This is a genomic window from Streptomyces sp. CRN 30 (assembly GCF_034105845.1).
Genome location: NZ_JAVRHI010000118.1, coordinates 1 through 26,352, shown reverse-complemented (window position 1 = coordinate 26,352; position 26,352 = coordinate 1). Strand labels below are relative to the sequence as shown.

The following is a 26,352-nucleotide window of genomic DNA, read 5'->3' as shown; positions in this document are numbered from 1 at the left end:
GACGGGCCTCTCACTCCCCGGGGAGTGAGAGGCCCGTCCGTACGCGTTCGGGATGAACGAAAGGCCGTGGCCTCAGCCGCGCCCGCCCCCGTTGCCCTGCCCCTGGAAGATGTCCCCCCAGTTGCCGCCGTTGTTCAGCTCGCCGATGAAGTTGTCGTCGTCGCTGCCGTCGTCACCGGAGCCGTCGTCGCCGGAACCGCCGTCGTCACCGTTGCCGCCGTTGTCGCCGGAACCGTTGTCGCCGTCGTCGGAGCCGTCGTCGTCACCGTTGCCGCCGTCGTCGCCCTTGCCCTTGTCCTCGGGGATGTCGACGTAGGTGAAGTCGTCGGCCGGCTTGCCCTCCAGGGCGCCGGTCATCATGTCGCGCCAGATCGGGCCGGGGACCTCGCCACCGAAGACCTTGTCGTAGGGGACGCCGCCGATCGTGATGTCGACCATCTGCCGCTTGTGCGCCGGGTCGCCGACCCAGACGGCACCCGCCGCGTTCGGCGTGTAGCCGACGAACCAGGCCGCGTAGCGGAAGTCCGTCGTACCGGTCTTACCGGCGCTGGGACGGCTGCCGAGGCCGGCCTCCGTACCCGTACCGTCCTCCACCACGCCGCGCAGCAGCGTGTTGACGGTGTCGGCGGTCGTCTCCGACATGGCCCGGGAGCAGGTCGACTTCGGGACTTCGAGGGACTTGTTCTGCTGGCCGACGCGCTGGCTGATCGACTCGATGGCGACCGGCGTGCAGTGCATGCCGCGCGAGGCGAAGGTCGCGTACGCGTTCGCCATGGTCAGCGGCGAGACCTCCTGGGTACCCAGGGCGATCGACGGGGCCTGCTGGATCTTGCCGCCGTCGGCCCGCCCGACCCCCATCTTCGAGGCCATCTTGGTCACCGGGCAGATACCGAGGTCGCTGATCAGCTGCACGTAGTAGGTGTTGACCGACTTCGCGGTCGCCTCCTTCATGCCGTACGGGCCGACCTCGGTCTCGTTCTCGTTCTCGACCGGGACGTTCTTCTCGTTCCAGGTCTTGCCGTCACAGGCGGCGACCGGGCTCGGATAGTCCATCTCGTACGGGGACGAGTACTGCTTCGTCGCCGGGGTGCCGTCCTCCAGCGCCGCCGCGGCCACGATCGGCTTGAACGTCGAACCGGGCTGGTAGCCGGCGCCGCCGCCCATCGCCGCGTCCACCGAGAGGTTGATCTGCGTCTCGTCCTTGCCGAAGCCGTACGGGCGGGACTGGCCCATGGCCAGGATCTTGCCGGTGCCGGGCTCGACGATGGTCGCGGCGGTCGCCACGTCGTCGCTCTTGTTGACGTGGTCCTTGATCGACGCCTGCGCCGAGGCCTGGGCCTTCGGGTCGAGGGTCGTACGGATGGTCAGGCCGCCCTGATTCCAGATCTTGGCCCGCGCCTCCTTGGTCTTGCCGAAGACCGGGTCGCTGAGGAAGACCTCACGCACGTAGTCGCAGAAGAAGCCCGCGCCGTCCACGGCCGTGATGCAGCCGTTCTTCGGCGTGCTGACCTTCAGGCCGAGCGGGGCCTTCTGGGCCTCGGCGGCCTCCTTCTTGGAGATGTCGCCGGTCTGCGCCATGCGCGCGAGCACGGTGTTGCGCCGCTTGGTGGCCTCGGCCTCGTCGTTGACCGGGTCGTACCGGCTGGGCGACTGGACGATGCCGGCCAGCAGCGCCGACTCGGGCAGGGAGAGGTCCTTGGCGTGCTTGGAGAAGTACCGCTGGGAGGCGGCCTCGACGCCGTACGCCTGCTGCCCGAAGAAGGTGATGTTCAGGTAGTTCTCAAGGATCTTCTTCTTGCCCAGCTCCTCCTCGACCTGGATCGCGTACTTCAGCTCGCGGATCTTGCGGCCGATGGTCTGCTGGGTGGCCTGGGCGACCTTGGTCGGGTCGTCGCCGGCCTCCTCGACGAACACGTTCTTCACGTACTGCTGGGTGAGGGTCGACGCGCCCTCGGAGACGCCACCGCTGCGGGCGTTCTTGTTGACCGCGCGCAGCACGCCCTTGAGGTCCACCGCGCCGTGCTCGTAGAAGCGCGAGTCCTCGATGGCGACGATCGCCTTCTGCATGTACGGCGAGATGTTCTTCAGACTGACGACCGTGCGGTCACGCGAGTACACCGTCGCGATGGTGCCGCCCTCGGAGTCGAGGATGGTGGTGCGCTGACTCAACGGGGGAGTCTTCATGTTGGCCGGGAGTTCGTCGAAACTCTCGACCGAACCCTTCGCGGCCAGCCCCAGCGCGCCCACGGCGGGCAGTGCGAGGCCCGCCAGGACGGCTCCCGCGAGCACACTGACACCGAGGAACTTGGCGGCCTGTTGCGTGGGTGTCAGACCACCGCCCGAGCGCTTCTTTGCCATGGACGCAGCCTACGTTCTCATTCGCCGGACACGCGTATATGCCTTGGCCTAAGCTGCTCTCAACTGTCACAGCGGTGCGGCCATGTATCAATACGCCCGGCAGTGCAGGATCGTTCCACGTCGGCCCGACTTTTTTCTGTCCGGGCGCTGTCGCGATCCTGTCGGACCGGGCTCGGACCCGGCGGGTCCGCACGGGCTCGCGGAGGCCGACGGCGCGCTTTCGGAGCGTCCGGGGCGTGCGGGCGCGTGCCGGAGCGGGTGCGGCGCGTGTCCGAATTGGCCTTGTGTGTCGAATGGTGTCCGTTGTGGCGCGGCGGAAACGACCGTGATGTCGAATTCCTCCGGAATGTCGCCAGCTCACTCCCCTGGGTGATCTGCCGCTTACCCATAGTCCGTTCGGGCCATTCAAGATTGGGCCCGCTGGGGGTGTTGCGCTGTGCCCACCTTCCGTAACGTCCTCAACTGGCGGCGGTGAATATGCCGCTGCCGCCGTGGGGGAGCCTCGATTCGGGAGAGGACGGCGCCGGTATGGGCTGGGTAACCGACTGGAGTGCGCAGGCCGCCTGCCGCACTACCGATCCGGATGAACTGTTCGTTCAGGGAGCAGCGCAGAACAGGGCCAAGGCGGTGTGCACCGGATGTCCGGTGCGGACCGAGTGCCTGGCCGACGCGCTGGACAACCGCGTCGAGTTCGGCGTGTGGGGAGGCATGACGGAGCGGGAGCGCCGCGCACTGCTGCGCAGGCGGCCCACCGTGACCTCCTGGCGCCGGCTCCTGGAGACGGCGCGTACGGAGTACGAGCGGGGGGTCGGCATCCTGCCCCTCGACGACGACGCGGTCTACGAGAACTACGCGGCGGTGGGCTGAGCCCGTCGGCTCCCTCCCCCGCACCCGATCCACTGCCCTTCACACGACCCGCTGCCCCGTCACGCGCGCGTCTCCGGCAGCTCGGGCCGGTCCGCCGCGAGGCGGTCGCCGATGTCCCGCAGCCCCGCGAGGTCGTGCACGTCGCCGGGGAGCGCGGCCACCTCGGTCACGGCCACCTCGGGGTGGAGCGCGGTGAAGCGGTCACGCGTGCGCTGCTCGCGGGAGAGCAGATGCATACGGTCGGCGTGCAGCCTCAGCAGACCCGCGGCGAGCTGATCGGCGGAGCGCTCCGTCTCCGCCGTGACGTCCTCCGCCGTGACGTCCTCTTCCGTGAGGGCCGTGACGTCCCCTGCTGAGGCGTCGTCGTCCGGGGTGACCCTCTCGGGCTCCTCCACGGCGCCCTCGGCCGCGTTCTCTGCGGTGTCCTCGGCCGTGGGGGAGCCAGGGCCGGAACCGCCGTACGTGTCAGGAGAGTTACGAAGTCCAGCTTTCCCGTCGTCCTGATCCACAATGCGGCCGTCATCAAGATTTATGCCGGCGTCCTCAAGATTTTCCGCAGCGGCGATCGCCCGCTCGGCCGACAGCCCGGCGGCGTCGCTGCCGTGCACCCGGTTGAGGACCAGACCGGCGAGCGGCATGTCCTCGGCGGCCAGCCGCTGCACGAAGTACGCGGCCTCGCGCAGCGCGTCCCGCTCCGGGGCCGCGACCACCAAAAACGCCGTACCGGGCGCCTGCAGCAGCTTGTACGTGGCGTCCGCGCGGGTGCGGAACCCGCCGAACATCGAGTCCATCGCGGCCACGAACGTCTGCACGTCCTTGAGGAACTGCCCGCCCAGCACCTTCCCGAGGACGCCGGTCATCATCGACATCCCGACGTTCAGGAATTTCATGCCCGCCCGGCCGCCGACCTTCGCCGGGGCCAGCAGGACCCGGATCAGCTTGCCGTCCAGGAAGGACCCGAGGCGTTTGGGCGCGTCCAGGAAGTCCAGGGCCGACCGGGACGGCGGGGTGTCGACGACGATCAGGTCCCACTCGTCCCGCGAGCGCAGCTGGCCGAGCTTCTCCATCGCCATGTACTCCTGCGTGCCGGCGAAACCCGCGGAGAGCGACTGGTAGAAGGGGTTGCTCAGTATCGCGGCGGCCCGCTCCGCGTCCGCGTGCGCCTCGACGATCTCGTCGAAGGTGCGCTTCATGTCGAGCATCATCGCGTGCAGCTCGCCGCCCGCGGACTCGTCGATGCCCTTCACCCGCCGCGGGACGTTGTCCAGGGAGTCGATGCCCATGGACTGCGCGAGGCGGCGGGCCGGGTCGATGGTGAGGACGACCACCTTGCGGCCCCGCTCGGCGGCCCGGAGGCCCAGCGCCGCCGCGGTCGTCGTCTTGCCGACGCCGCCCGAGCCGCAGCACACCACGATCCGGGTCGCCGGGTCCTGGAGCAGCGGATCGATGTCCAGCGCCCGCGCGTGGGCCAGGCGCCGCGTGCTCTCCTGGGCCTGCCGGTCCTGGGCGGCGTCCGGTCGGCTCGGGCTCATGAGATCCCCCGCTCCATGAGTTTCCCCGCTTCAGGGATTCCCCGCTCCATGAGATTCCCCCCTTCAGGGATTCCCCGCTTCATGCGATCCCCTGCTTCCGCAGCTCGGTGGCGAGTTCGTACAGGCCCGCCAGGTCCATGCCCTCGGCGAGCAGCGGCAGTTCGTGCAGTGGCAGGTCCAGGTCGCCGAGGACGGCCCGCTGCTCCTGCTCCAGCTCGAACCGCGCTCCGTACTGACCGGCCTCGTCCAGGAGCGGGTCGACCAGCCGCTCGGCGTGCCCGCCCCGGCGTGCCCCGCCGAGCCCGGCGGCGGACAGCGACCGGGCGAGGGAGGAACGCGGCAGCCTCCGTACGAGTTCCAGATCCGCGGCGTCCAACACCTCCGGGCGGACCATGTTCACGATGACCCGGCCCACCGGCAGCCGCGCGGCGCGCAGCTCGGCGATGCCGTCCGCGGTCTCCTGGACCGGCATCTCCTCCAGCAGCGTCACCAGGTGCACGGCCGTCTCGCGGGACTTCAGGACGCGCATCACGGCCTGCGCCTGATTGTGTATCGGGCCGATCTTCGCCAGCCCGGCCACCTCGTCGTTGACGTTGAGGAAACGGGTGATACGCCCGGTCGGGGGCGCGTCCATGACGACGTAGTCGTACACGAACCGTCCGGCGCGGTCCTTGCGGCGGACGGCCTCGCAGGCCTTGCCGGTCAGGAGTACGTCCCGTACGCCGGGCGCGATGGTGGTCGCGAAGTCGATGGCGCCGAGTTTCTTCAGTGCGCGTCCGGCGCCGCCCAGCTTGTAGAACATCTGGAGGTAGTCCAGAAGGGCCAGTTCGGCGTCGATGGCGAGGGCATACACCTCCCCGCCCCCGGGAGCGACGGCGATCTTCCGCTCCTCATAAGGCAGCGCTTCCGTTTCGAAGAGCTGCGCGATGCCCTGCCGGCCCTCGACCTCGACGAGAAGCGTTCGCTTCCCCGCCGTGGCGAGGGCCAGCGCGAGGGCGGCGGCCACCGTGGTCTTGCCGGTTCCGCCCTTGCCGCTGACGACCTGGAGCCTGCTCACGTATTCGAGCGTAACCAGTCCGGGCCCGGCCTACGCGGAGGGCTGTGGATAACAGCCGGTACGGACGGCCGGCAGAGGCGGTCGGCCGAGGTGGTCGGTCGAGGTGGCCGATACAGTCGGCCCTATGACCAAGTGGGAATACTCGACCGTGCCGCTGCTCGTCCACGCCACGAAGCAGATTCTGGACAACTGGGGCGAGGACGGCTGGGAGCTCGTCCAGGTGGTGCCCGGACCCAACCCGGAGCAGCTCGTGGCCTACCTGAAGCGGGAGAAGCAGGCGTGAGTGCCGTGGAGGCGCGGCTCGCGGAACTCGGCCTCACCCTGCCGGAGGTCGTGCCGCCGCTCGCCGCGTACCAGCCGGCCGTGCGCTCCGGCCCGTACGTCTTCACCGCCGGACAGCTGCCGATGGTGGACGGCGCGCTGCCGACGAGCGGCAAGGTGGGCGGTGAGGTGACGCCCGAGGAGGCCAAGGAGCTGGCGCGGATCTGCGCGCTCAACGCCCTGGCCGCCGTGAAATCCGTCGCCGGTGATCTCGACCGCGTCGCGCGCGTGGTGAAGGTCGTCGGCTTCGTCGCCTCCGCCGCGGACTTCACCGGCCAGCCGGGCGTGCTCAACGGCGCGAGTGAGCTGCTCGGCGAGGTCCTCGGCGACAAGGGCGTCCACGCGCGGAGCGCGGTCGGTGTGGCGGTCCTGCCGCTGGACGCGCCCGTGGAGGTCGAGATCCAGGTCGAGCTGGCGGACGCGTAGGACGACACTTTGCCGTATCGGCAAAAATCCTGGTCCGGGCCGTGACGGCCGGTTGAGGATCAAGGTCGACGACAGGCGTCCGGTGGTGCCCTCCGGGCGTCTGAGACCGATCCCAGGCGCCCGGGAGGCACCGTGCCGCAGCTGCCCGCCACCGACTCGTACCCGCACCCGCAACTGCAACTGCAACCGGACGTCGACGGAGCCGTCCACCGGCTGGTGCCCGGACCGGCCGGGCGGATCCACCTGGTCGAACAGGGCAGCGGACCTCTCGTCCTGCTGGTCCACGGCTTCCCGGAGTCCTGGTACTCCTGGCGCCGCCAGCTGCCCGCCCTGGCCGCCGCCGGACACCGCGCGGTGGCGCTCGACGTCCGCGGCTACGGGCGCTCCTCACGCCCCGCCGACCCGGCGGCGTACCGGATGCGGGACCTGGTGGCCGACAACGTCGCCGTCGTGGAGGCGCTCGGCGAGGAATCCGCGGTCGTCGTCGGCCACGACTGGGGCGCCGGCATCGCCGCGCACTCCGCGCTGCTGCGGCCGGACGTCTTCCGCGCGGTGGGCCTGTTGAGCGTGCCGTACACGCCACCCGGCGGCCCGCGGCCGAGCGACGTCTTCGCGGGCATGGGCGGCCCGGACGCCGAGCAGGAGTTCTACGTCTCGTACTTCCAGGAGCCCGGCCGCGCCGAGGCGGAGATCGAACCCGACGTACGCGGCTGGCTGGCCGGCTTCTACGCCGCGCTGTCCGCCGAGACCATGCCCGCCCCCGGCGCCCCCGACCCGCACTTCGTGACGCGCGGCGGCACCCTGCGCGACCGCTTCCCGGCGGACCGGCTGCCGTCCTGGCTCACCGAGGAGGACCTGGACGTCTACGCCGGTGAGTTCGAGCGGACCGGACTGACCGGTGCCCTCAACCGCTACCGGAACATGGACCGGGACTGGGCCGACCTCGCCGACCTCCACGGGGCGCCGGTCACACAGCCGTCGCTGTTCCTCGGCGGCGCCCTGGACGCCTCCACCACCTGGCTCTCCGAGGCCATCGACGCCTATCCCGTCACCCTGCCCGGCCTGACCGCCTCGCATCTCCTCGACGGCTGCGGCCACTGGCTCCAGCAGGAGTGCCCGGAGGAGACCAACCGGCTGCTGACGGACTGGCTGGCCGCGCTGCCGGGGTGACGGCTCCGGCGGCCCCTCGAACATCCGCCGGTCACCGGATAGCCTCCGGCCATGGCGAACGGACAGTGGTACCCACCGGAATGGCCCGAGCGCATCCGCGCGCTCGCGGCCGGCGGTCTCACCCCCGTCACGCCGCGCCGCGCGGCCACGGTCATGCTCCTGAGGGACCCGGGCCCCGCCGTCCACATGCTGCGCCGCCGCGCCTCCATGGCCTTCGCCGGGGGCGCGTACGCCTATCCGGGCGGCGGTGTCGACCCGCGCGACGACGACCGCGCCATCGGCTGGGCGGGCCCCACGCGCGCGTGCTGGGCGGCGCGGCTCGGCGTGGACGAGACGGCGGCCCAGGCGATCGTCTGCGCGGCCGTGCGCGAGACCTACGAGGAGTCGGGCGTCCTGCTGGCCGGCCCGACCGCTGACTCCGTGACCGGGGACACCACCGGCGACGACTGGGAGGCCGACCGGGCCGCGCTGGTCGCCCGCGAGCTGTCCTTCGCGGAGTTCCTGGACCGCCGGGGCCTGGTGCTCCGCTCCGACCTGCTGGGCGCCTGGGCCCGCTGGATCACCCCGGAGTTCGAGGCGCGGCGCTACGACACGTTCTTCTTCGTGGCCGTCCTGCCCGAGGGACAGCGCACCCGCAACGCCTCCACGGAGGCCGACCGCACGGTGTGGACGACACCGGCCGAGGCGGCCGCCGGGTACGACCGGGGCGAGCTGCTGATGATGCCGCCGACGATCGCGACGCTGCGGGCGCTCACGGCGTACGGCACGGCGGCCGAGGCGCTGGCGGCGGCGGACGGACGGGACCTGACCCCCGTACTGGCGCGGGCGCGGCTGGAGCGCGGGGAGATCGTCCTGTCCTGGCCGGGGCACGATGAGTTCACGAAACACGTCCCCGGCGCCACCACCGGAGAGGTCCCGGGAACCGCCCCCGGACATGTCCCTGACGCCGCCACCGAGAACGGGGGAGCCTCCGTATGACCGACGCCACCACCGAGAACGGGGGAGCCTCCGTATGACCGACGCCACCGCCCTGCCCGGACAGCCGCGCGGCGGGATCTCGAGCGGGCCCGTCGGCGACCGGGCCGTCAACGTGCTGGCGCCCAACGCCTCCCCGATGACCCTGGACGGCACCAACACCTGGATACTCGCCGAGCCCGGCTCCGACCTGGCCGTGGTCGTCGACCCGGGCCCGCTGGACGAGGGACACCTGCGGAACGTCGTCGACACGGCGGAGCGGGCGGGTCGGCGCGTCGCCCTGACCCTGCTGACGCACGGTCACCCCGACCACGCGGAGGGCGCCGCGCGGTTCGCCGAACTGACCCGTACGAAGGTGCGGGCGCTGGACCCCGCGCTGCGGCTCGGTGACGAGGGACTGGAGGCGGGGGCCACCGTCGAGGTGGGCGGCCTGGAGCTGCGGGTCGTGCCCACGCCGGGGCACACCGCCGACTCGCTCTGCTTCCACCTGCCCGCCGACCACGCGGTGCTCACCGGCGACACGGTCCTCGGGCGCGGCACGACCGTCGTCGCCCATCCCGACGGCCGGCTCGGCGACTACCTGGACTCCCTGCGGCGGCTCAGGTCGCTCACCGTCGACGACGGCGTGCACACGGTGCTGCCGGGGCACGGGCCCGTCCTGGACGACGCCCAGGGAGCCGTGGAGTACTACCTCGCGCACCGCGCCAACCGCCTCGCCCAGGTCGAGACGGCGGTGGAGGACGGCTACCGGGCGCCCTCCGAGGTCGTCGCCCGCGTCTACGCGGACGTGGACCGCTCCCTGTGGCCGGCGGCCGAGCTGTCCGTACGGGCGCAGCTGGAGTACCTGGAGGAGCACGGGCTCATCCGCTGAGCCCGTGCGCGAGGCGGGGCCGGACGGGGCGTCCAGCGTCCGGCGTCCGGCGTCCGTCGTCCGCTCAGCGGGAGCGCTTGGCGAGCCGCTCCACGTCCAGCAGGATCACCGCGCGGGCCTCCAGGCGGAGCCAGCCGCGCTGCGCGAAGTCGGCGAGGGCCTTGTTGACCGTCTCGCGGGAGGCTCCGACCAGCTGGGCCAGCTCCTCCTGCGTCAGGTCGTGCACGACGTGGATGCCCTCCTCGGACTGCACGCCGAAACGGCGTGAGAGGTCCAGCAGGGCGCGCGCGACGCGTCCCGGGACATCCGAGAAGACCAGGTCGGACATGGCGTCGTTGGTCTTGCGCAGGCGGCGCGCGACGGCGCGCAGCAGTGCCGTGGCCACCTCCGGGCGCACGTTCAGCCAGGGCTGGAGGTCGCCGTGGCCGAGGCCGAGCAGCTTCACCTCGGTGAGCGCGGTGGCGGTCGCCGTGCGCGGGCCCGGGTCGAACAGCGACAGCTCGCCGATCAGCTCTCCGGGGCCGACGACGGCCAGCATGTTCTCGCGCCCGTCGGGGGAGGTGCGGTGCAGCTTGACCTTGCCCTCGGTGACCACGTAGAGGCGGTCGCCCGGGTCCCCCTCGTGGAAGAGCGAGTCACCCCGCGCGAGGGTCACCTCACTCATGGAGGCGCGCAGCTCGGCGGCCTGCTCGTCGTCGAGCGCCGCGAAGAGCGGGTTGCGCCGCAGAACGTCGTCCACGAGTTCTCTCCTATTCGACCTGCTCAGGGGAGCTTGTTCCCCGGTGGTTCCAGGGGACCGTGGTGCCCATTTTGCCGGACGGTCCAAACAGTGTGATCTGTCACAAGGATGCCGCACACATGTCCTGGGGTACGCGGCAGGGGTCCAATTGGGCGCCGATCTTCGGGGTCCGGGGCGGATGTCAGTGCCGGGCCGTACTCTGGCCGGGTGTCCAAATCGCCGGTGAGAGCGCAGGCCGAGGGGGCTGGGCGAGTGGTTGTACGTCGCGATTCCGCTGTGGGCGAACAGGGCCCCGATGGCGGTAGGGAAGCGAAGAAAACGGCGAAACGGACGGCTCCGAGAAAGGCGGCCGCGAAGAAGACCGCTGCTACGGGCACGGCGAAGAAGACCGCTGCCACGGGTGGGGCCGCGAAGGCCGCAGCCACCGGCACGGCCAAGAAGGCCGCCTCCGTCAAGGGCGCGAAGCCCGCGAAGAGTGTCGCCGCCGCGCCGCCGGGCGGCGAGTCCCGTACCGCGCTGGTGCGCCGCGCCCGCCGCATCGACCGCGAGCTGGCCGAGGTCTACCCGTACGCCCACCCCGAGCTGGACTTCGAGAACCCCTTCCAGCTCCTCGTGGCCACGGTGCTGTCCGCCCAGACCACCGACCTGCGGGTCAACCAGACGACCCCCGCCCTCTTCGCCCGATACCCCGGCCCGGAGGACCTCGCCGCGGCCAACCCCGAGGAGGTCGAGGAGATCCTCCGCCCCACCGGCTTCTTCCGGGCCAAGACCAGGTCGGTCATCGGCCTGTCCAAGGCGCTGACGGAGGTGTTCGGCGGCGAGGTCCCCGGCCGCCTCGAAGACCTGGTCAAACTCCCCGGAGTGGGCCGCAAGACCGCCTTCGTGGTCCTCGGCAACGCCTACGGCCGCCCCGGCATCACCGTCGACACCCACTTCCAGCGCCTGGTGCGCCGCTGGCGGTGGACCGACGAGACCGACCCCGACAAGATCGAGGCGGCCGTCGGCGGGCTGTTCCCCAAGAGCGACTGGACCGACCTGTCGCACCACGTCATCTGGCACGGCCGCCGCATCTGCCACGCCCGCAAGCCCGCCTGCGGCGCCTGCCCCATCGCCCCGCTCTGCCCGTCGTACGGCGAGGGCGAGACGGACCCCGAGAAGGCGAAGAAGCTGCTCAAGTACGAGAAGGGCGGCTACCCCGGCCAGCGGCTGAAGCCCCCGCAGGCATACCTGGACGCGGGCGGGAAACCGGCACCGCCGCTGAGGGCCGGATGACGGACGGCCGGATGACGGACGGCCGGAAGACAGAAGGCCGGAAGACAGAAGGCCGCATGACGGACGGCCGGAAGACAGAAGGCCGGAAGGCGGAACGATCTCGGCGGCGTCAGGCGTTGGACAGGGCGGAACGGGGGTGGCGATGACGCGCGCGAGTGACATCCGGGAGGTCGCGCTCGACCGGACGGGCCTGCCCGGGTGGCTGGAACCGGTCGCGCGGGCCGTGGAGACGGTGCGCCCCGACGAGCTGAGCCGCTTCCTGCCCCCGGAGGACGGCGGCGGCCGGCAGTCGGCCGTGCTCATCCTCTTCGGCGCCGGCAAGGGTGCAGGCGAGGGCGCGGGCGGTGGTGTGGGTGACCGCGCCGGCGACGGCACCGGCGACGGCCGCCCCGAGGACGACGAGCAGGCCGGCGGGCGCGGTCCCGAGCTGCTCCTCATGGAGCGCGCCGGCACCCTGCGGTCGCACGCCGGGCAGCCGGCGTTCCCGGGCGGCGCGCTCGACCCCGAGGACGGCGACCCGCTGGGCGACGGCCCGCTGCGCGCCGCCCTGCGCGAGGCCGAGGAGGAGACCGGCCTCGACCCGGCCGGCGTGCAGCTCTTCGGCGTCCTGCCCAAGCTCTACATCCCCGTCAGCGGTTTCGTCGTCACGCCCGTACTGGCCTGGTGGCGCGAGCCCAGCCCGGTCGGCGTCGTCGACCCCGGCGAGACCGCCCGCGTCTTCACCGTCCCGGTCGCGGATCTCGCGGACCCCGCCAACCGGGCCACCGCCGTCCATCCCATGGGCCATCAGGGCCCGGCGTTCCTGGTCGAATCCGCCCTGGTGTGGGGTTTCACCGCCGGGATCATCGACCGGCTGCTGCACTTCGCGGGCTGGGAGCGGCCCTGGGACCACACCAGGCAGGTCCCGCTGGACTGGCGCGCATGACAGGGTGGGCGCCGTGCCGTGCCCACCGGGGGGACGCACCCCGGGTCCCCGGCCCGGCTGAAGCGAGCGGAATGACGAGGCGAGGCTACAAGCGGTGAACGTGCTGGACATCCTGTTGCTGGTCGCCGCCGTCTGGTTCGCGGTCGTCGGCTACCGCCAGGGCTTCGTCGTCGGCATCCTGTCGGTGATCGGTTTCCTGGGCGGCGGACTCGTCGCCGTCTATCTCCTGCCCGTCCTGTGGGACATCCTGACGGACAACGCGGAGGTGAACACGACCGCCGCGGTCGCCGCGGTCGTCGTCGTCATCGTCTTCGCCTCCGTCGGACAGGCCCTGACCACCCATCTCGGCAACAAGCTGCGGCGCCACATCACCTGGTCGCCCGCGCGCGCCCTGGACGCCACCGGCGGCGCCCTCGTCAACGTCATTGCCATGCTGCTGGTCGCCTGGCTGATCGGCTCGGCCATCGCCGGTACGACGCTGCCGACGCTGGGCAAGGAGGTCCGTCAGTCCAAGGTGCTGACCGGTGTCGCCGAGGCGCTGCCCACCGAGGCCGACAACTGGTTCGCGGACTTCTCCACCGTCCTCGCGCAGAACGGCTTCCCGCAGGTCTTCAGCCCGTTCTCCGACGAGCCCATCGCCGACGTCGACCCGCCCGACCCGGCGCTCGCCAACAGCGCCGTGGCCGTCCGCGCCCAGCGCTCCATCGTCAAGGTCATGGGTACGGCGACGAGTTGCAGCAAGGTGCTGGAGGGCACCGGTTTCGTCTTCGGCGAGCGCCGCGTGATGACCAACGCGCACGTCGTCGGCGGTGTCGACGAACCCACCGTCCAGATAGGCGGCGTGGGCCGCAAGTACGACGCGACGGTCGTCCTCTACGACTGGCGGCGCGACATCGCCGTACTCGACGTGCCGGACCTGCGCGCGCCGGTGCTGCGGTTCGCCGAGGACGACGCGAACGTCAACGACGACGCGATCGTGGCCGGTTTCCCGGAGAACGGGTCGTACGACGTCCGCCCGGCCCGGCTGCGTGGCCGCATCACGGCCAACGGCCCCGACATCTACCACCGCGGCACCGTCCGCCGTGACGTCTACTCGCTCTTCGCGACCGTGCGGCAGGGCAACTCGGGCGGACCGCTGCTCACCACCGAAGGCGAGGTGTACGGCGTGGTGTTCGCCAAGTCCCTCGACGACGCCCAGACCGGCTACGCCCTGACCGTGGACGAGATCCACGACGACATCACGCAGGGGTGGGCCGCCAACCAGCAGGTGGACAGCGACAACTGCGCCCTGTGAGGACGGCGGGCCGCGCGGGGTGCGGGTGTGGCCCACGCGCCGCGCGGGCGCCGGCTCAGCCCCGGGTGTGACGCAGGCGTACGGAGACCCAGCGGGCGCGGCGGCGCAGGATGCGCGGAATCCCCACCCGCAGGTCGGGTCCCGGCAGTTGCGGGGTGCCGCCTCGCTGATGAGGGCCCTGATGGGGGCTCATACCGCTCGGGGAGCGGCGAGTGCGTGCTGCTGCTGCGTCACTGTAGTCGTGCGTCCAGCCCATACCCCGACGTGTGCCCCTGCCCCAAGGTCGATAACCGCTCCCAGAGCTCCCAATTGGCGTATGCGCCGGGCAATTGGCCGTTCGTAGGGCAGAGACTCCGGTCCGGATACCGAACGCGATCGGCCGGTCACCATGCGATGACTGACCGGGCGTCACGCGATCACTGACCGGTCGTCACCCGGTCGCCGGTCGGGCGTCACCCGGTCACCGGTCGGGTTCGGGATCCTTCAGCCAGTTGATCAGTTCCGTGGAGAAGGTGACCGGATCCTCCTCGTGCGGGAAGTGGCCGAGTCCGTCGAACAGCCGCCAGCGGTACGGGGCTTCGACGTACTCGCCGGAGCCGGCCGCGCTGCGGGTGCGCGTCACGGGGTCGAGGGTACCGTGCAGGTGCAGGGTCGGCACCCGCACCGGCCGCTTCATGCGCCGGTTGAACTGGATGCCGTCGGGCCGGGCCAGGGAGCGCACCATCCAGCGGTACGGCTCGATCGAGCAGTGTGCCGTGGACGGGATGCACATGGCGCGGCGGTAGATCTCCACGGCCTTCTCGTCGGGCGGCTGCGGCCCCGACCACTCGCGGATCAGGCGTCCCACGAGCGCGCCGTCGTCCGCGGTGAGCTGACGCTCGGGGAGCCACGGCCGCTGGAACCCCCAGATGTAGGAGTTGGCGCGGCTCTGCCGGACGTCGGAGAGCATGGCCGAACGCCAGCGCCGAGGGTGCGGCATCGACGTCACCGCGAGCCGCCGGACCAGCTTGGGGCGCATCGCGGCGGCCGTCCACGCGAGGTAGCCGCCGAGGTCGTGGCCGACCAGCGCGGCGTCGGGCTCGCCGAGCGAGCGGATCACGCCGGTGATGTCCAGGGCCAGGCCCGCGGGGTCGTAGCCGCGCGGTGTGCGGTCGCTGCCGCCGACGCCGCGCAGGTCCATGGCGACCGCGCGGAAGCCGGCGTCGGCGAGCGCGACGAGCTGGTGCCGCCAGGTCCACCAGAACTGCGGGAAGCCGTGCAGCAGCAGTACCAGCGGTCCCTCGCCCAGCTCGGCGATGTGGAACCGGGCGCCGTTCGCGGCGACGTCCCGGTGGGTCACCTCGCGTCCGTCGGGGATGTCGAGGTGGACGACCGACGCGGACTGTGCCGAGCCGGTATGCGCCGAAGGGGTGGAAGAGCCCGTCATGAGGACGAGCGTGCCACAGCCTCGATGGCTTCGGGGGAGCGGTCCTTGGCCAGTTCCGGGCGCGGGTGCGGCTTGGCCTTCTGGAGCACCTCGGCCGACTGCTTCACCGAGGCCGCGACCTTCTGCGGTCCGCGTTCCTTCTTGGCCTTCTTCGCGAAGACCGTGCCGATCAGCGTGAGGACGACGGCGACCAGGACGTTGGCCGCGAAGGAGAGCAGGAAGCAGATGGCCATGTTCCAGTGGCTCCAGGTGCGGATGCCGTACGCCAGGGCGAAGTTCAGCATCGGCAGGGAGAACACCAGGACCGCGCCGGCCAGCGAGAACGCCCCGCCGCTTGTGGCGCCCTTCTTGACGTCCCGCTTCAGTTGCGCCTTGGCCAGGGCGATCTCGTCGTGGACGAGCGCCGACAATTCGGTGGTCGCCGAGGCGAACAGCTGGCCGATGCTGCGTTCGGTACCGACCGGGCTGCCGTCGGGTGCGCTCATCGCGGTCTCCTCTTCCGTTCCGCTGCGGACTCTTGCGTACGCTTCCGTCTTTTGTACCGTCTCGTCAGATCATGCCGGACGGTAGCCCTCCCCGCCTGCCCCGCCCGTCACTTCGGCAAGCCGTGCGGCGTCTGCTCGCCCGCGCTCCCGTCCGGTTCCCGTGCGGCTCGTTCCCGGTCCCGTGCGGTCCGTTCCCGCTCCGGCGCGGCTCGTTCCCGGTCCCGCGCGGTCCGTTCCCGCTCCTCTGCGATCCGGCGGTGCTCGGCGGCCTTCCTCTCGTGCAGCGCGGCCATCCGCAGGTGGTACGCGGGATCGTCCTGCTCGTAGACGTCCGGTACGCCGCTGGCGTCCTCGTCGCGCTCCTCCGCCTCCCACAGGGCGCGGTACTTGGCGTTCCGCACGCGCAGCAGGACCGACGCGAGCAGGACGGCGATGACCGACCCGATGAGGACGGCCGCCTTGACCTCGTCGGTCGTCGCCGCGTCGCCCTCGAAGGCCAGCTCGCCGATGAGCAGCGAGACGGTGAAGCCGATGCCGGCCAGGACCGCCACCGCGAACACGTCCGCCCAGGCGAGGTCCTCGCTGAGGGAGGCCCTCGTGAAACGGGCCGTCACCCAGGTGCCGCCGAAGACGCCGAGGGCCTTGCCGACGACGAGGCCGAGGACCACGCCGAGCGTCTCCGGCCGGGTGAACACCCCGGTGAGCGCGTCGCCCGACACCGAGACACCCGCGCTGAACAGCGCGAACACCGGCACGGCCAGCCCGGCCGACAGGGGCCGCACGAGGTGCTCGATCCGCTCGCCCGGGGAGTGCTCCTCGCCCTCGCGCCGGTGACAGCGGAGCATGAGGCCCATCGCCACCCCGGCGATCGTGGCGTGGATGCCGCTGTTGTACATCAGCGCCCAGACGACCAGGCCGAGGGGGACGTACACGTACCAGCCGCGGACGCCCGCGCGCAGCAGCAGCCAGAAGACGAGCATGCCCAGGAAGGCACCGCCGAGCGCGACGAAGTCCAGGGTGTCGGTGAAGAAGACCGCGATGATCAGGATGGCGAACAGGTCGTCCACGACGGCGAGGGTCAGCAGGAAGGCCCGCAGGGCGCTGGGCAGCGAGGTCCCGAGGACGGCGAGCACCGCCAGGGCGAAGGCGATGTCGGTGGCGGTCGGCACCGCCCAGCCGGCCAGGGAACCGCCGCCCGTGGAGCTGACGAGGGTGTAGACGAGTGCCGGGGCGGCCATGCCGCACAGTGCCGCCACCACCGGCAGCGCGGCGGCCCTGGGGTCCTTGAGGTCGCCCGCGACCAGCTCGCGTTTCAGTTCGATTCCGGCGACGAAGAAGAAGACCGCCAGCAGGCCGTCGGCGGCCCAGTGCGCGACGGACAGGTCCAGGCCGAGGGCCGCGGGTCCGAGGTGGAAGTGGCTGACGCTCTCGTAGCTGTCGTGCAGTGCCGGTACGTTCGACCAGATCAGCGCGGTGACGGCGGCGACGAGCAGCAGGATGCCGCCGACGGTCTCGGTGCGCAGCGCGTCCGCGAGGTGGTTCCGTTCGGGCAGCGAGAGCCGGCCGAGAAGTTTGCGGGGCGCGCGGGGTGTGGTCACGGTGGGGACCTCCGGTCGATGGGCAGCACGAATCGTGTGCCGACCAGACTTCCCGGCGCCCCATGAGGTTCTCTTGTGCGGTTGTTGACGCCCACTTTACGCGGGGAGGGGCTCCCCGCGAGCGGGGAGCCCCTCGTCGACGGGTGCGGTGACCCGGTCAGTGGGCGCGGTGACCCGGTAAGTGGGTGCGGTGACCGGTCAGTCCTCGCTCGGCGCCGCCGGGAGCCGGGACTGGATGAGGTCCATGACCGTGGAGTCGGTGAGCGTGGTGACGTCACCGAGCTGCCGGTTCTCCGCCACGTCGCGCAGCAGGCGGCGCATGATCTTGCCGGAGCGGGTCTTCGGCAGCTCGGCCACCGGGAGCACCCGCTTGGGCTTGGCGATCGGGCCGAGCGTCGCGCCGACGTGGTCGCGCAGCCGGCCGACCAGTTCGTCGCTCTCCGCCGCGGTGCCGCGCAGGATGACGAAGGCGACGATGGCCTGACCGGTCGTCTCGTCGGCGGCGCCGACCACGGCCGCCTCCGCCACCGACGGGTGGGAGACCAGGGCGGACTCGACCTCGGTGGTGGAGATGTTGTGCCCGGAGACGAGCATCACGTCGTCGACCCGGCCGAGCAGCCAGATGTCGCCGTCCTCGTCCTTCTTGGCGCCGTCGCCGGCGAAGTACCTGCCCTCGAAACGCGACCAGTACGTGTCGATGAACCGCTGGTCGTCGCCCCAGATCGTGCGCAGCATCGACGGCCACGGCTCGGTGAGGACCAGGTAGCCACCGCCGCCGTTGGGCACCTCGTTCGCGTCGTCGTCGACGACGGTGGCGGAGATGCCGGGCAGCGGGCGCTGTGCGGAGCCCGGCTTGGCCTCGGTGACGCCCGGCAGTGGCGAGATCATCATCGCGCCGGTCTCGGTCTGCCACCAGGTGTCGACGACCGGTGTGCGGTCCGCGCCGATGTTCTTGCGGTACCAGACCCACGCCTCGGGGTTGATCGGCTCGCCGACCGAGCCGAGGACGCGCAGCGAGGAAAGGTCGAACTTGGCGGGGATGTCGTCGCCCCACTTCATGAACGTCCGGATCGCGGTGGGCGCGGTGTAGAGGATCGACACGCCGTACTTCTGGACGATCTCCCAGAAGCGGCCCTGGTGCGGGGTGTCGGGCGTGCCCTCGTACATGACCTGCGTCGCGCCGTTGGCCAGCGGGCCGTAGACGATGTACGAGTGCCCGGTGACCCAGCCGACGTCGGCGGTGCACCAGTAGACGTCCGTCTCGGGCTTGAGGTCGAAGACCGCCCAGTGGGTGTACGCCGCCTGGGTCAGGTAGCCGCCGGAGGTGTGCAGGATGCCCTTCGGCTTACCCGTCGTACCGGACGTGTACAGAATGAAGAGCGGGTGCTCGGCGTCGAACGCCTCCGGGGTGTGCTCCGCGGACTGGCGGTCGACGGTCTCGTGCCACCACTTGTCGCGGGAGTCGTCCCAGGCGACGTCCTGGCCGGTACGGCGGACGACCAGCACGTGCTCGACCGTGCCGGCGCGCTGGACGGCCTCGTCGACGGCGGGCTTGAGCGCGGACGGCTTGCCCCGGCGGTAGCCGCCGTCGGAGGTGATCACCACGCGCGCGTCGGCGTCCTGGATGCGGGTGGCCAGCGCGTCCGCGGAGAAGCCGCCGAAGACGACGGAGTGCGCGGCGCCGACGCGGGCGCAGGCCAGCATGGCGATCGCCGTCTCGGGGATCATCGGCATGTAGACGGCGACCCGGTCGCCCTTGCGCACGCCCAGCTCCAGCAGGGCGTTGGCCGCCTTGGAGACCTCGTCCTTCAGCTGGGCGTAGGTGATGGCGCGGCTGTCGCCGGGCTCGCCCTCGAAGTGGATGGCGACGCGGTCGCCGTGCCCGGCCTCCACGTGCCGGTCGACGCAGTTGTACGCGACGTTCAGCTCGCCGTCCTTGAACCACTTGGCGAACGGCGGGTTCGACCAGTCCAGGGTCTCGGTCGGCTCTTTCGCCCAGGTCAGCCGGCGGGCCTGCTCGGCCCAGAAGCCGAGCCTGTCAGCCTTGGCCTGCTCGTACGCCTCTGCCGTGACGTTGGCGTTCGCGGCCAGGTCGGCGGGCGGCGCGAACCTGCGTTCCTCACGCAGCAGGTTGGCCAAGGATTCATTGCTCACGACATCTCCCTTTCCCAGGGTCGTCCGCTGTGTCCCAGGCCACAGCTCATCAGACCGCACGGGCCGATGACAAGGGTCGACGGACAACTGGTGTAGACCTGTCGGCGGGTGGGCCTCGCCGCGGCGGCCCGGCCCGGCCCGGCCCGGCGCGACCGGCCCGGCGCGACCGTCTCGTCCGGACCGGCTCGTCCGTACCGGTTCACCCGTACCGGTTCATCCGTATGCACGGACGCCGGGCCGCGGCAGTTCAGCCCTTCCCCGCTTTCCACAGGTCACGCCTGGCGCGCTCGTCAGGTGACGTCTGTCGTGCTCGACGGGTGATGCCTGTCGTGCTCGTCAGGTGACGTCTGTCGTGGTCGTCGGGTCGTCTCGTCTGTCGTCAGGCGGGCAGCTCCACCTCCCGCACCAGCTCGAAGACCTCCTGGTCCGCCTGGCCGGTGAGGAGGTACGCCTGGGCCTCACCGACGTGGAAGTACATGCCGTGCAGTTCCAGCGCGCCCTCCTGGAGGGCGCGGGCGACCGAGTCGTGGGCCCGCAGGTGCGCGAGCTGCTGGACCACGTTGGTCAGCCCGAGCCGCTCGATCGCGTCGGCCGGGCGGCGTCCGGCCAGCGGTGCCCAGGAGCCGTCGTCCTCGGTCATGCGGTGCAGGCTGGGCCGGCCGTGGCGGAGCCAGCGCTTGAGCGGGGTGTGCGCCCGGTGTTCCGTGCCGGGCTCGGGGGCCTCGGAGCTGAGCAGCGCCTGCATCGCGCCGCAGCCGGAGTGCCCGCACACCGTGATGGAGCGCACCTTCAGCACGTCCACCGCGTACTCGATGGCGGCGGCCACCGAGTCGTCGCCGCTCTCGGCGCCCGGCAGCGGCACGAGGTTGCCCACGTTGCGCACCACGAACAGGTCGCCGGGGCCGCTGGATGTGATCATCGAGGTGACCAGCCGCGAGTCGGCACAGGTGAGGAAGAGCTGCGAGGGCTGCTGTCCCTCGCGTGCCAGCCGGGCCAGCTCGCCGCGGACCAGGGGGGCGGTGTTGCGCTGGAAGGCGCTGATGCCGCGGGCCAGTGCCCGTCCGCTCTCCCGGCCGTCGGACGGCTCGGCGGGCTCGGTCCGGTCGACGGTCCCGGCCGTCGTACGCGGGGGTTCGCACTGGTGGTTGCGCCAGGCCGTCCAGGGGCGGCAGCGGCAGTTCCCCGACTCGTCGGCGGGTTCGGAGATGCGGGTGCCGGGTCTGCGGCCGGTGATGTCGACCGCGCCGCCGTGCGCGGTGTGGGTCTTCTGCCAGTCCTGCAGCGTCTCGTACGCCGCGTGGTCCATGAAGGAGCCGTCCAGCTCCACGACGACGTCCACACCCTGGGGGACTTGGTGCAGGGCGCGGCTGAGCCGGGGCACCGCCAGGAACGTCAGCTGACCGCGGACGTGGACGTGGTGGACCCGCTCCGTCTCGTGGTGCGTGATGCGGGTGCGGGTCAGGCGGTGCAGGGCGACGGCGACCGCGACGGCGATGCCCAGCGCGACGCCCTCCAGGACGCCGAAGAAGACGACGCCGCAGGTGGTGACCGCGTACACCATGACCTCGCGGTGGCGGGTCACCGTACGGATGTGGTTGAGGGACACCATCTGGATGCCGACGGCCATGACCAGGGCGGCGAGCGAGGCGAGCGGGATCAGCTCCAGGACGGGGACCATCAGCAGCGCGGCGATCACCACGAGACCGCCGTGCAGCATCGTGGAGTTCCGGCTGACGGCGCCCGCGTTGACGTTCGCCGTGCTGCGCACGGCCACGCCGGCGATGGGGAGGCCGCCGAGGGCACCGGAGACGATGTTCGACGCGCCCTGGCCGAGCAGTTCGCGGTCGAGGTCGGAGCGGCCGACGCGGCCGGTCAGGTCCGGGCGGGCGGAGACGAGCTTGTCGACGGCGACCGCGCCGAGCAGCGACTGCACGCTGCACACGAGGGTGATGGTGAGGACGGCGGCGGCGATGCCGAGGACCGGGCCGTCGGGCAGGGTGGCCAGCGCGTGGCTGTTCCAGGACGGCAGGTCGACCTTGGGCAGCCGAAGCCCGGCGAGGGCGGCGACCGCGGTGGCCCCGGCGACGGCGACGAGCGCGGCCGGGACGGTGCGCATCAGCTGTCCGATCCGGCCGGGCACCCGCGGCCAGAGCAGCAGGAGTCCGAGCGTGAGGGCGCTGACCCACACGTCGGCGGCGTGGAGGTTGGCCAACTGGGCGGGCAGGGCCCGCAGATTGTCGGGGACGGCGCTCTGCGGGGTGCCGCCCAGGACGATGTGGAGCTGTGCGACGGCGATGGTGACGCCGATGCCGGCGAGCATGCCGTGCACGATGGCGGGGCTGACGGCGAGGGCGGTGCGCGCCACCCGGAGGCAGCCGAGGCCGAGTTGGGCGATGCCGGCGAGGACGGTGATGGCGCAGGTCGTGCGCCATCCGTACTGCTGGATGAGGTCGGCGGTGACCACCGTGAGGCCGGCGGCCGGTCCGCTGACCTGGAGCGGGCAGCCGCCGATCCAGCCGACGACGATGCCTCCCACGGCGGCGGCGACGAGGCCGGCCTGGAGGGGGGCGCCGGTGGCGAGGGCGATGCCGAGGGACAGCGGAAGTGCGATCAAGAAGACCGCGATCGAGGCGGACACGTCGGCGCCGTCGACGCGGAAGCGCCGGCGGGGGCCGTCAGGTGGGCTGTGGGGCGGGCTGTGGGGCGGGTGGACGTGCTCGGGGCTGGCCGAGCCGGTACGTGCGGGAACGCAGGCTGACATTGTTTCCCGTCTCCTCCGGGGCTGCGCGGTCGCGTCGGTGGGGGGTCCCGCTCGGGGCGGGGTGGTTCGCGGCCGTGGGTCACGGCGTACAGCGGCGGGATGCTCCAGCGGCGAGCGGTGGATGCTCGCGCTGAGTAAATGGATCGTAATGCAAAGTAAAGGCCAGGAATAGTTTTTCCATGCATATGGCGTAACAAAGTGCTCGTAAGAGTGAATGCGTCATTTGATCGGCTTGTCGTATTAATTCCTTCTGGTTCTCGTGCGATTTTTCGAGCGCCGACGGCATGTTCCGGCACGTCCCGACAGGTCGGGGCGGGTCCGGGCACAGCACCCGACATCGCCGCCGTCGGCGTTGGCCCGAGAGAAGGAAGAAGGTGGGCGGGATGGCCGCCACCCACAGGATCGCCGCGTGCTCCGTGGTCGCCGCGGTCTGCGCCGCGTCGCTCGCCGGCTGCGGATTCGGCGTGGATCCCGACGAAGGCGCGCACGGCCCCAAGGCCAAGAAGGCCCCGGCTCCGAAGAACGCGGTCCGGCTGATCGGCGACGGCTCCACCGCCTACACCGGGGCGCAGCCGCACCTGCCGCGCCCCGAGCGCCTGAGGCCCGGCCAGAGACCGCCGCAGTTCGTGGTGTTCTCCTGGGACGGCGCGGGCGAGGACAGCCAGAAGCTGTTCTCCCACTTCCGCCAAGTGGCGAAGGCCAACGACGCGACGATGACGTACTTCCTCAGCGGCGTGTACCTGCTGCCGGAGGAGAAGCGGGACCAGTACCGGCCGCCGCAGCACGCGCCGGGCCGCTCCGACATCGGTTTCAACGACGACGAGGGCATCGCCGACACCGTCGAGCAGCTCCGCCTGGCCTGGCAGGAGGGCAACGAGATCGGCACCCACTTCAACGGCCACTTCTGCGGCGCCGACGGCGGGGTCGGCGAGTGGTCGGTGAAGGAGTGGAAGGACGAGATCCGCCAGGCCAAGCGGTTCGTGAAGACCTGGAAGACCAACGCCGGTACGGCGAAGGCCGCGCCGCTGCCCTTCGACTACGACAAGGAGCTGATCGGCGCCCGCACGCCCTGCCTGGAAGGCCGGAAGAACTTCACGAGGGCCGCCGCCGAGATGGGCTTCCGCTACGACAGCAGCGGCGTCAACAATCAGGTCTGGCCCAAGAAGAAGAACGGCCTGTGGGACCTGTCGATGCAGCTCGTGCCCTTCCCGGGGCACTCCTACGAGCAGCTCACCATGGACTACAACTTCATGGTCAACCAGTCCGGGACCACCTCCCAGGGCGACCCCTCACAGCACGAGTACTGGGGCGATCAGATGCGCGACGGCCTCCTCCAGGGCTTCCGCCGCGCCTACGACGGCAACCGCGCGCCGCTGATCATCGGCAACCACTTCGAGTCGTGGAACGGCGGTACGTACATGCGTGCCGTCGAGGAGGTCGTCGAGGAGGTCTGCACGAAGGAGGAGGTGCGCTGCGTCTCCTTCCGGCAGCTCGCCGACTGGCTGGACGCCCAGGATCCCAAGGTCCTGCACAAGCTGACCGGCCTGGACGTCGGCGAGGCGCCGAAGAAGGGCTGGGCGTCCTATCTGTCGGCCGCTCCCGCGCCGGCCCCGAAGGGCGTACCGGGGGCACCGGCGGACAAAAGCTGACCGTCGTCCTCAGAGGCTCGGTGACGGGCTCAAGCGGGTTCGGTGACGGGCTCACCGAGCACGAACGAGGGGTCGACCTGCGCCGCCAGGTCGGCCCCGAGGCGCTCGTTGCCCCAGGCGCGGGCGTTCTTGAGGTGGAAGTGCACCGTCTGCCGCGTGAACCGCTCGGCGTCCCGCAGTCCGTACGTCACGTCGGTGGCCGTCCGCAGCAGGCGCAGCGCACGGCGGTTGGCGTCCTCCAGAAGCTCGAACCGCGGTGGCCGGCCCTTCTCCATGGCACGCACCCAGTCCGAGTGCTCCACCGTCACGAGCAGGTCCTCCCCGACCTCCGCGCGGAGGAAGTCGAGGTCGTCCTGGCCCTGCACTTTGTTGCCGACGACCTTGAGGGTGACGTCGAAGTCGCGGGCGTACTCCTTGTACTGACGGTAGACGGAGACCCCCTTCCGGGTCGGCTCGGCGACGAGGAACGTGATGTCGAAGCGGGTGAACATGCCGGAGGCGAACGAGTCCGAGCCGGCCGTCATGTCGACCACCACGTACTCGTCGGGGCCGTCGACCAGGTGGTTGAGGCACAGTTCCACGGCGCCGGTCTTGGAGTGGTAGCAGGCCACTCCCAGATCGGCGTCGGTGAAGGGCCCGGTGACCATCAGGCGGACGGTGCCGCCGTCGAGTTCCACCGGCCGCGCGCAGGCGTCGTAGACCGGGTTGTCCTCACGCACCCGCAGCAGCCGCGAGCCCTCCCCGGGCGGCGTCGTCTTGATCATCGCGTCGGCGGACGCGATGCGCGGGTTGGTGCCGCGCAGGTGGTCCTTGACGAGCGCCAGGTGCTCGCCCATCGCGGGCAGCGCGGCCGCCTCCGTCTCGTCGAGCCCGAGTGCGGCGCCCAGGTGCTGATTGATGTCGGCGTCGATCGCCACGACGGGCGCGCCGGTGGCTGCGAGATGGCGGATGAACAGGGAGGACAGGGTCGTCTTGCCGCTGCCGCCCTTCCCGACGAAAGCAATTTTCATGTTCACGAAGAGTAGTAGTGGTGTGGCGCATGGTGCTGGTGGGTCATGAGGAAGACCACTCCTTCGTGGGGTTTGCCACGCGGGTGCGTAGGGTCGTACCCATGAGTACGACAGGCGCGACCGCCGACCCCCTTGTGGCCCTGGGTGCTCTGCCCGGCGTGGCCGAGTCCGTGGAGTCCGTGCGCAAGGCCGTGGACCGGGTCTACGGCCACCGGGTCATGCGGCGCCGCAGCAACGAGATCACCTCCGAGGCGGCGCTGCGCGGCGCCCGCGGCTCGGCGGCGCTGTCCGGCGCCGACTGGGCGCTGGAGGAGGTGCGGCGGCGTTCGGACTTCAGCGGCGACGACGAGGCACGCGCGGTGGGCGCGGCACTGCGCCTGACAGCCGAGGCGGGGCAGTTGCTCTCCGTCTGGCGGCAGACGCCCCTGCGCGTGCTGGCCAGACTGCACCTGGTGGCCGCGGCGGACCGGACCGAACGGACCGGCCGGGTCGACCAGACCGACCGGATCGACGGGGCCGAGCAGGTGGGGCGGCCGCGGCAGGCCGGGGAGGCGGTGGACGAGCCGCTGGTCGAGTTGGAGCTGCCGACCGCCGGGGAGGCACACGGACGGCTGGAGGGGCTGTCCGGACTGATCGTCGCGGGCAGTGCCGCGCCGGCGCTGGTGCAGGCCGCCGTGGTGCACGGCGAGTTGCTCGCACTGCGTCCGTTCACCTCGTACAACGGCCTCGTCGCGCGCGCGGCCGAGCGGATCGTCCTGGTCGGCAGCGGCCTGGACCCGAAGTCGGTCTGCCCTGCCGAGGTCGGGTACGCGGAGCTGGGCCGGGCGGCCTACCGCGCGGCGCTCGACGGCTATGCCTCCGGAACCCCGGAGGGGATGGCGGCCTGGATCGGTCACTGCGGCGCGGCGGTCACTCTGGGGGCGCGCGAGTCGACGGCCGTGTGCGAGGCGCTTCAGCGCGGGGCGGCGTAGACGTACGTTCACAAGGTTGCGGCGGTACGGAGATCCGTACCGCCGCTGGCACGTCCACCGGGTTACCAGGCGTCCTCGATATGTGCCCATCAGGTCGGGAACTTCGCCCGTCACCTGGTGCGGCTGGCCCGTAATCGACGGGTCGACGTCGCGTGGGTGCTCGGTGGCCGTACTCGGTCCGTGGGGCCGTCTGCGTTGTTTAGGTGATCCTCTCGGATGTCCCTGGTCTCGCGGGCCGTTGAGTCCTTTGTACTCCGCGGGCAGGACAAGCGGAAGTCCCGTCCGCACTTCTTTACTTTCACGTTCAAACAGGACGAAAAGGGGAGGTGCGTCGTGGGGCCGGGACGTGGTAGCGCGGTCCGGGGTGCCGGGGTGCCGGGGTGCCGGGGTGCCGGGGTGCCGGGGTGCCGGGGTGCCGGGGTGCGGGGGTGCGGGGGTGCCGGGGTGCGGGGGTGCCGGGGTGCCGGGGTGCCGGGGTGCCGGGGTGCCGG

Annotated in this window: 22 protein-coding genes; 11 read left to right on the top strand and 11 right to left on the bottom strand. The window is 71.4% G+C overall.

The window, feature by feature from the left end:
• Positions 1-72 precede the first annotated feature (72 nt).
• Positions 73-2,358, bottom strand: coding sequence for a transglycosylase domain-containing protein (locus UW392_RS11325; RefSeq protein ID WP_320774795.1), 2,286 nt, complete (start codon positions 2,356-2,358; stop codon positions 73-75).
• Positions 2,359-2,886: 528 nt separating this feature from the next.
• Here UW392_RS11325 and wblA point away from each other — a divergent pair.
• Positions 2,887-3,225: a transcriptional regulator WblA gene (wblA, locus tag UW392_RS11320; RefSeq protein ID WP_320774794.1), complete on the top strand. Its 339-nt coding sequence runs from the start codon at positions 2,887-2,889 to the stop codon at positions 3,223-3,225.
• A 59-nt stretch (positions 3,226-3,284) separates the two neighbouring features.
• On the opposite strand, the gene UW392_RS11315 is transcribed toward wblA, so the two are convergent.
• Both UW392_RS11315 and UW392_RS11310 read right to left on the bottom strand, forming a co-directional pair.
• A complete protein-coding gene (locus UW392_RS11315) occupies positions 3,285-4,757 on the bottom strand; it encodes an ArsA family ATPase (protein WP_320774793.1) in 1,473 nt (490 codons plus the stop codon).
• 79 nt (positions 4,758-4,836) lie between these two features.
• Complete coding sequence (locus UW392_RS11310) at positions 4,837-5,814, bottom strand: ArsA-related P-loop ATPase (RefSeq protein ID WP_320774792.1); 978 nt, start codon at positions 5,812-5,814, stop codon at positions 4,837-4,839.
• Positions 5,815-5,938: 124 nt separating this feature from the next.
• Between UW392_RS11310 and UW392_RS11305 the strand changes: the two genes are divergently transcribed.
• The 5 genes from UW392_RS11305 to UW392_RS11285 all read left to right on the top strand — a co-directional run bounded on the left by UW392_RS11305 (position 5,939) and on the right by UW392_RS11285 (position 9,577).
• The gene (locus tag UW392_RS11305) at positions 5,939-6,097 is read left to right on the top strand and encodes a DUF4177 domain-containing protein (protein ID WP_018547934.1); all 159 of its coding nucleotides are present in this window, start codon (positions 5,939-5,941) and stop codon (positions 6,095-6,097) included.
• Positions 6,094-6,561, top strand: coding sequence for a RidA family protein (locus UW392_RS11300; protein WP_320774791.1), 468 nt, complete (start codon positions 6,094-6,096; stop codon positions 6,559-6,561). Before UW392_RS11305 ends, UW392_RS11300 begins: the two co-directional genes overlap by 4 nt.
• 180 nt (positions 6,562-6,741) lie before the next feature.
• Entirely contained in the window at positions 6,742-7,731 is a 990-nt protein-coding gene (locus UW392_RS11295; protein WP_320774796.1) for an alpha/beta hydrolase, read from the top strand.
• A 51-nt stretch (positions 7,732-7,782) separates the two neighbouring features.
• Positions 7,783-8,709 carry an NUDIX hydrolase gene (locus UW392_RS11290; protein WP_320774790.1) on the top strand — a complete coding sequence of 309 codons (927 nt, stop codon included), beginning with the start codon at positions 7,783-7,785 and terminating at the stop codon, positions 8,707-8,709.
• A 34-nt stretch (positions 8,710-8,743) separates the two neighbouring features.
• Complete coding sequence (locus tag UW392_RS11285) at positions 8,744-9,577, top strand: MBL fold metallo-hydrolase (RefSeq protein ID WP_320774789.1); 834 nt, start codon at positions 8,744-8,746, stop codon at positions 9,575-9,577.
• A gap of 64 nt (positions 9,578-9,641) precedes the next feature.
• Here the strand turns inward: UW392_RS11285 and UW392_RS11280 are convergent, their stop codons facing one another.
• Positions 9,642-10,316 carry a Crp/Fnr family transcriptional regulator gene (locus tag UW392_RS11280; protein WP_189421912.1) on the bottom strand — a complete coding sequence of 225 codons (675 nt, stop codon included), beginning with the start codon at positions 10,314-10,316 and terminating at the stop codon, positions 9,642-9,644.
• A gap of 276 nt (positions 10,317-10,592) precedes the next feature.
• On the opposite strand from UW392_RS11280, the gene nth reads away from it, so the two are divergent.
• The 3 genes from nth (at position 10,593) to UW392_RS11265 (ending at position 13,807) form a co-directional block, all read left to right on the top strand.
• Positions 10,593-11,588, top strand: coding sequence for an endonuclease III (gene nth / locus UW392_RS11275; RefSeq protein WP_320774788.1), 996 nt, complete (start codon positions 10,593-10,595; stop codon positions 11,586-11,588).
• Positions 11,589-11,730: 142 nt separating this feature from the next.
• On the top strand, positions 11,731-12,513 hold the full coding sequence (locus UW392_RS11270; RefSeq protein WP_320774787.1) for a CoA pyrophosphatase: 783 nt from the start codon (positions 11,731-11,733) through the stop codon (positions 12,511-12,513).
• A 94-nt stretch (positions 12,514-12,607) separates the two neighbouring features.
• Entirely contained in the window at positions 12,608-13,807 is a 1,200-nt protein-coding gene (locus tag UW392_RS11265; protein WP_320774786.1) for a MarP family serine protease, read from the top strand.
• A 55-nt stretch (positions 13,808-13,862) separates the two neighbouring features.
• Here the strand turns inward: UW392_RS11265 and UW392_RS11260 are convergent, their stop codons facing one another.
• The 6 genes from UW392_RS11260 to UW392_RS11235 all read right to left on the bottom strand — a co-directional run bounded on the left by UW392_RS11260 (position 13,863) and on the right by UW392_RS11235 (position 22,231).
• On the bottom strand, positions 13,863-14,063 hold the full coding sequence (locus UW392_RS11260; protein ID WP_320774785.1) for a hypothetical protein: 201 nt from the start codon (positions 14,061-14,063) through the stop codon (positions 13,863-13,865).
• A 204-nt stretch (positions 14,064-14,267) separates the two neighbouring features.
• The gene (locus tag UW392_RS11255; RefSeq protein ID WP_320774784.1) at positions 14,268-15,233 is read right to left on the bottom strand and encodes an alpha/beta hydrolase; all 966 of its coding nucleotides are present in this window, start codon (positions 15,231-15,233) and stop codon (positions 14,268-14,270) included.
• Entirely contained in the window at positions 15,230-15,718 is a 489-nt protein-coding gene (locus tag UW392_RS11250; protein ID WP_320774783.1) for a phage holin family protein, read from the bottom strand. The genes UW392_RS11255 and UW392_RS11250 overlap by 4 nt, the downstream gene beginning before the upstream one ends.
• Positions 15,719-15,825: 107 nt before the next feature.
• Positions 15,826-17,316 carry a Na+/H+ antiporter NhaA gene (gene nhaA, locus UW392_RS11245; RefSeq protein ID WP_320774782.1) on the bottom strand — a complete coding sequence of 497 codons (1,491 nt, stop codon included), beginning with the start codon at positions 17,314-17,316 and terminating at the stop codon, positions 15,826-15,828.
• A 198-nt stretch (positions 17,317-17,514) separates the two neighbouring features.
• Positions 17,515-19,470 (bottom strand): acetate--CoA ligase, encoded by a 1,956-nt coding sequence (acs, locus tag UW392_RS11240; protein ID WP_320774781.1) that lies wholly within the window; start codon positions 19,468-19,470, stop codon positions 17,515-17,517.
• Positions 19,471-19,849: 379 nt separating this feature from the next.
• Positions 19,850-22,231 carry a bifunctional SulP family inorganic anion transporter/carbonic anhydrase gene (locus UW392_RS11235; RefSeq protein ID WP_320774780.1) on the bottom strand — a complete coding sequence of 794 codons (2,382 nt, stop codon included), beginning with the start codon at positions 22,229-22,231 and terminating at the stop codon, positions 19,850-19,852.
• 383 nt (positions 22,232-22,614) lie between these two features.
• Between UW392_RS11235 and UW392_RS11230 the strand changes: the two genes are divergently transcribed.
• The gene (locus UW392_RS11230; protein ID WP_320774779.1) at positions 22,615-23,880 is read left to right on the top strand and encodes a hypothetical protein; all 1,266 of its coding nucleotides are present in this window, start codon (positions 22,615-22,617) and stop codon (positions 23,878-23,880) included.
• Positions 23,881-23,909: 29 nt separating this feature from the next.
• On the opposite strand, the gene UW392_RS11225 is transcribed toward UW392_RS11230, so the two are convergent.
• Positions 23,910-24,890, bottom strand: coding sequence for an ATP-binding protein (locus tag UW392_RS11225; protein WP_320774778.1), 981 nt, complete (start codon positions 24,888-24,890; stop codon positions 23,910-23,912).
• Between the two features lie 101 nt (positions 24,891-24,991).
• Between UW392_RS11225 and UW392_RS11220 the strand changes: the two genes are divergently transcribed.
• Positions 24,992-25,861 (top strand): oxidoreductase, encoded by an 870-nt coding sequence (locus UW392_RS11220; protein WP_320774777.1) that lies wholly within the window; start codon positions 24,992-24,994, stop codon positions 25,859-25,861.
• Positions 25,862-26,352 lie beyond the last annotated feature (491 nt).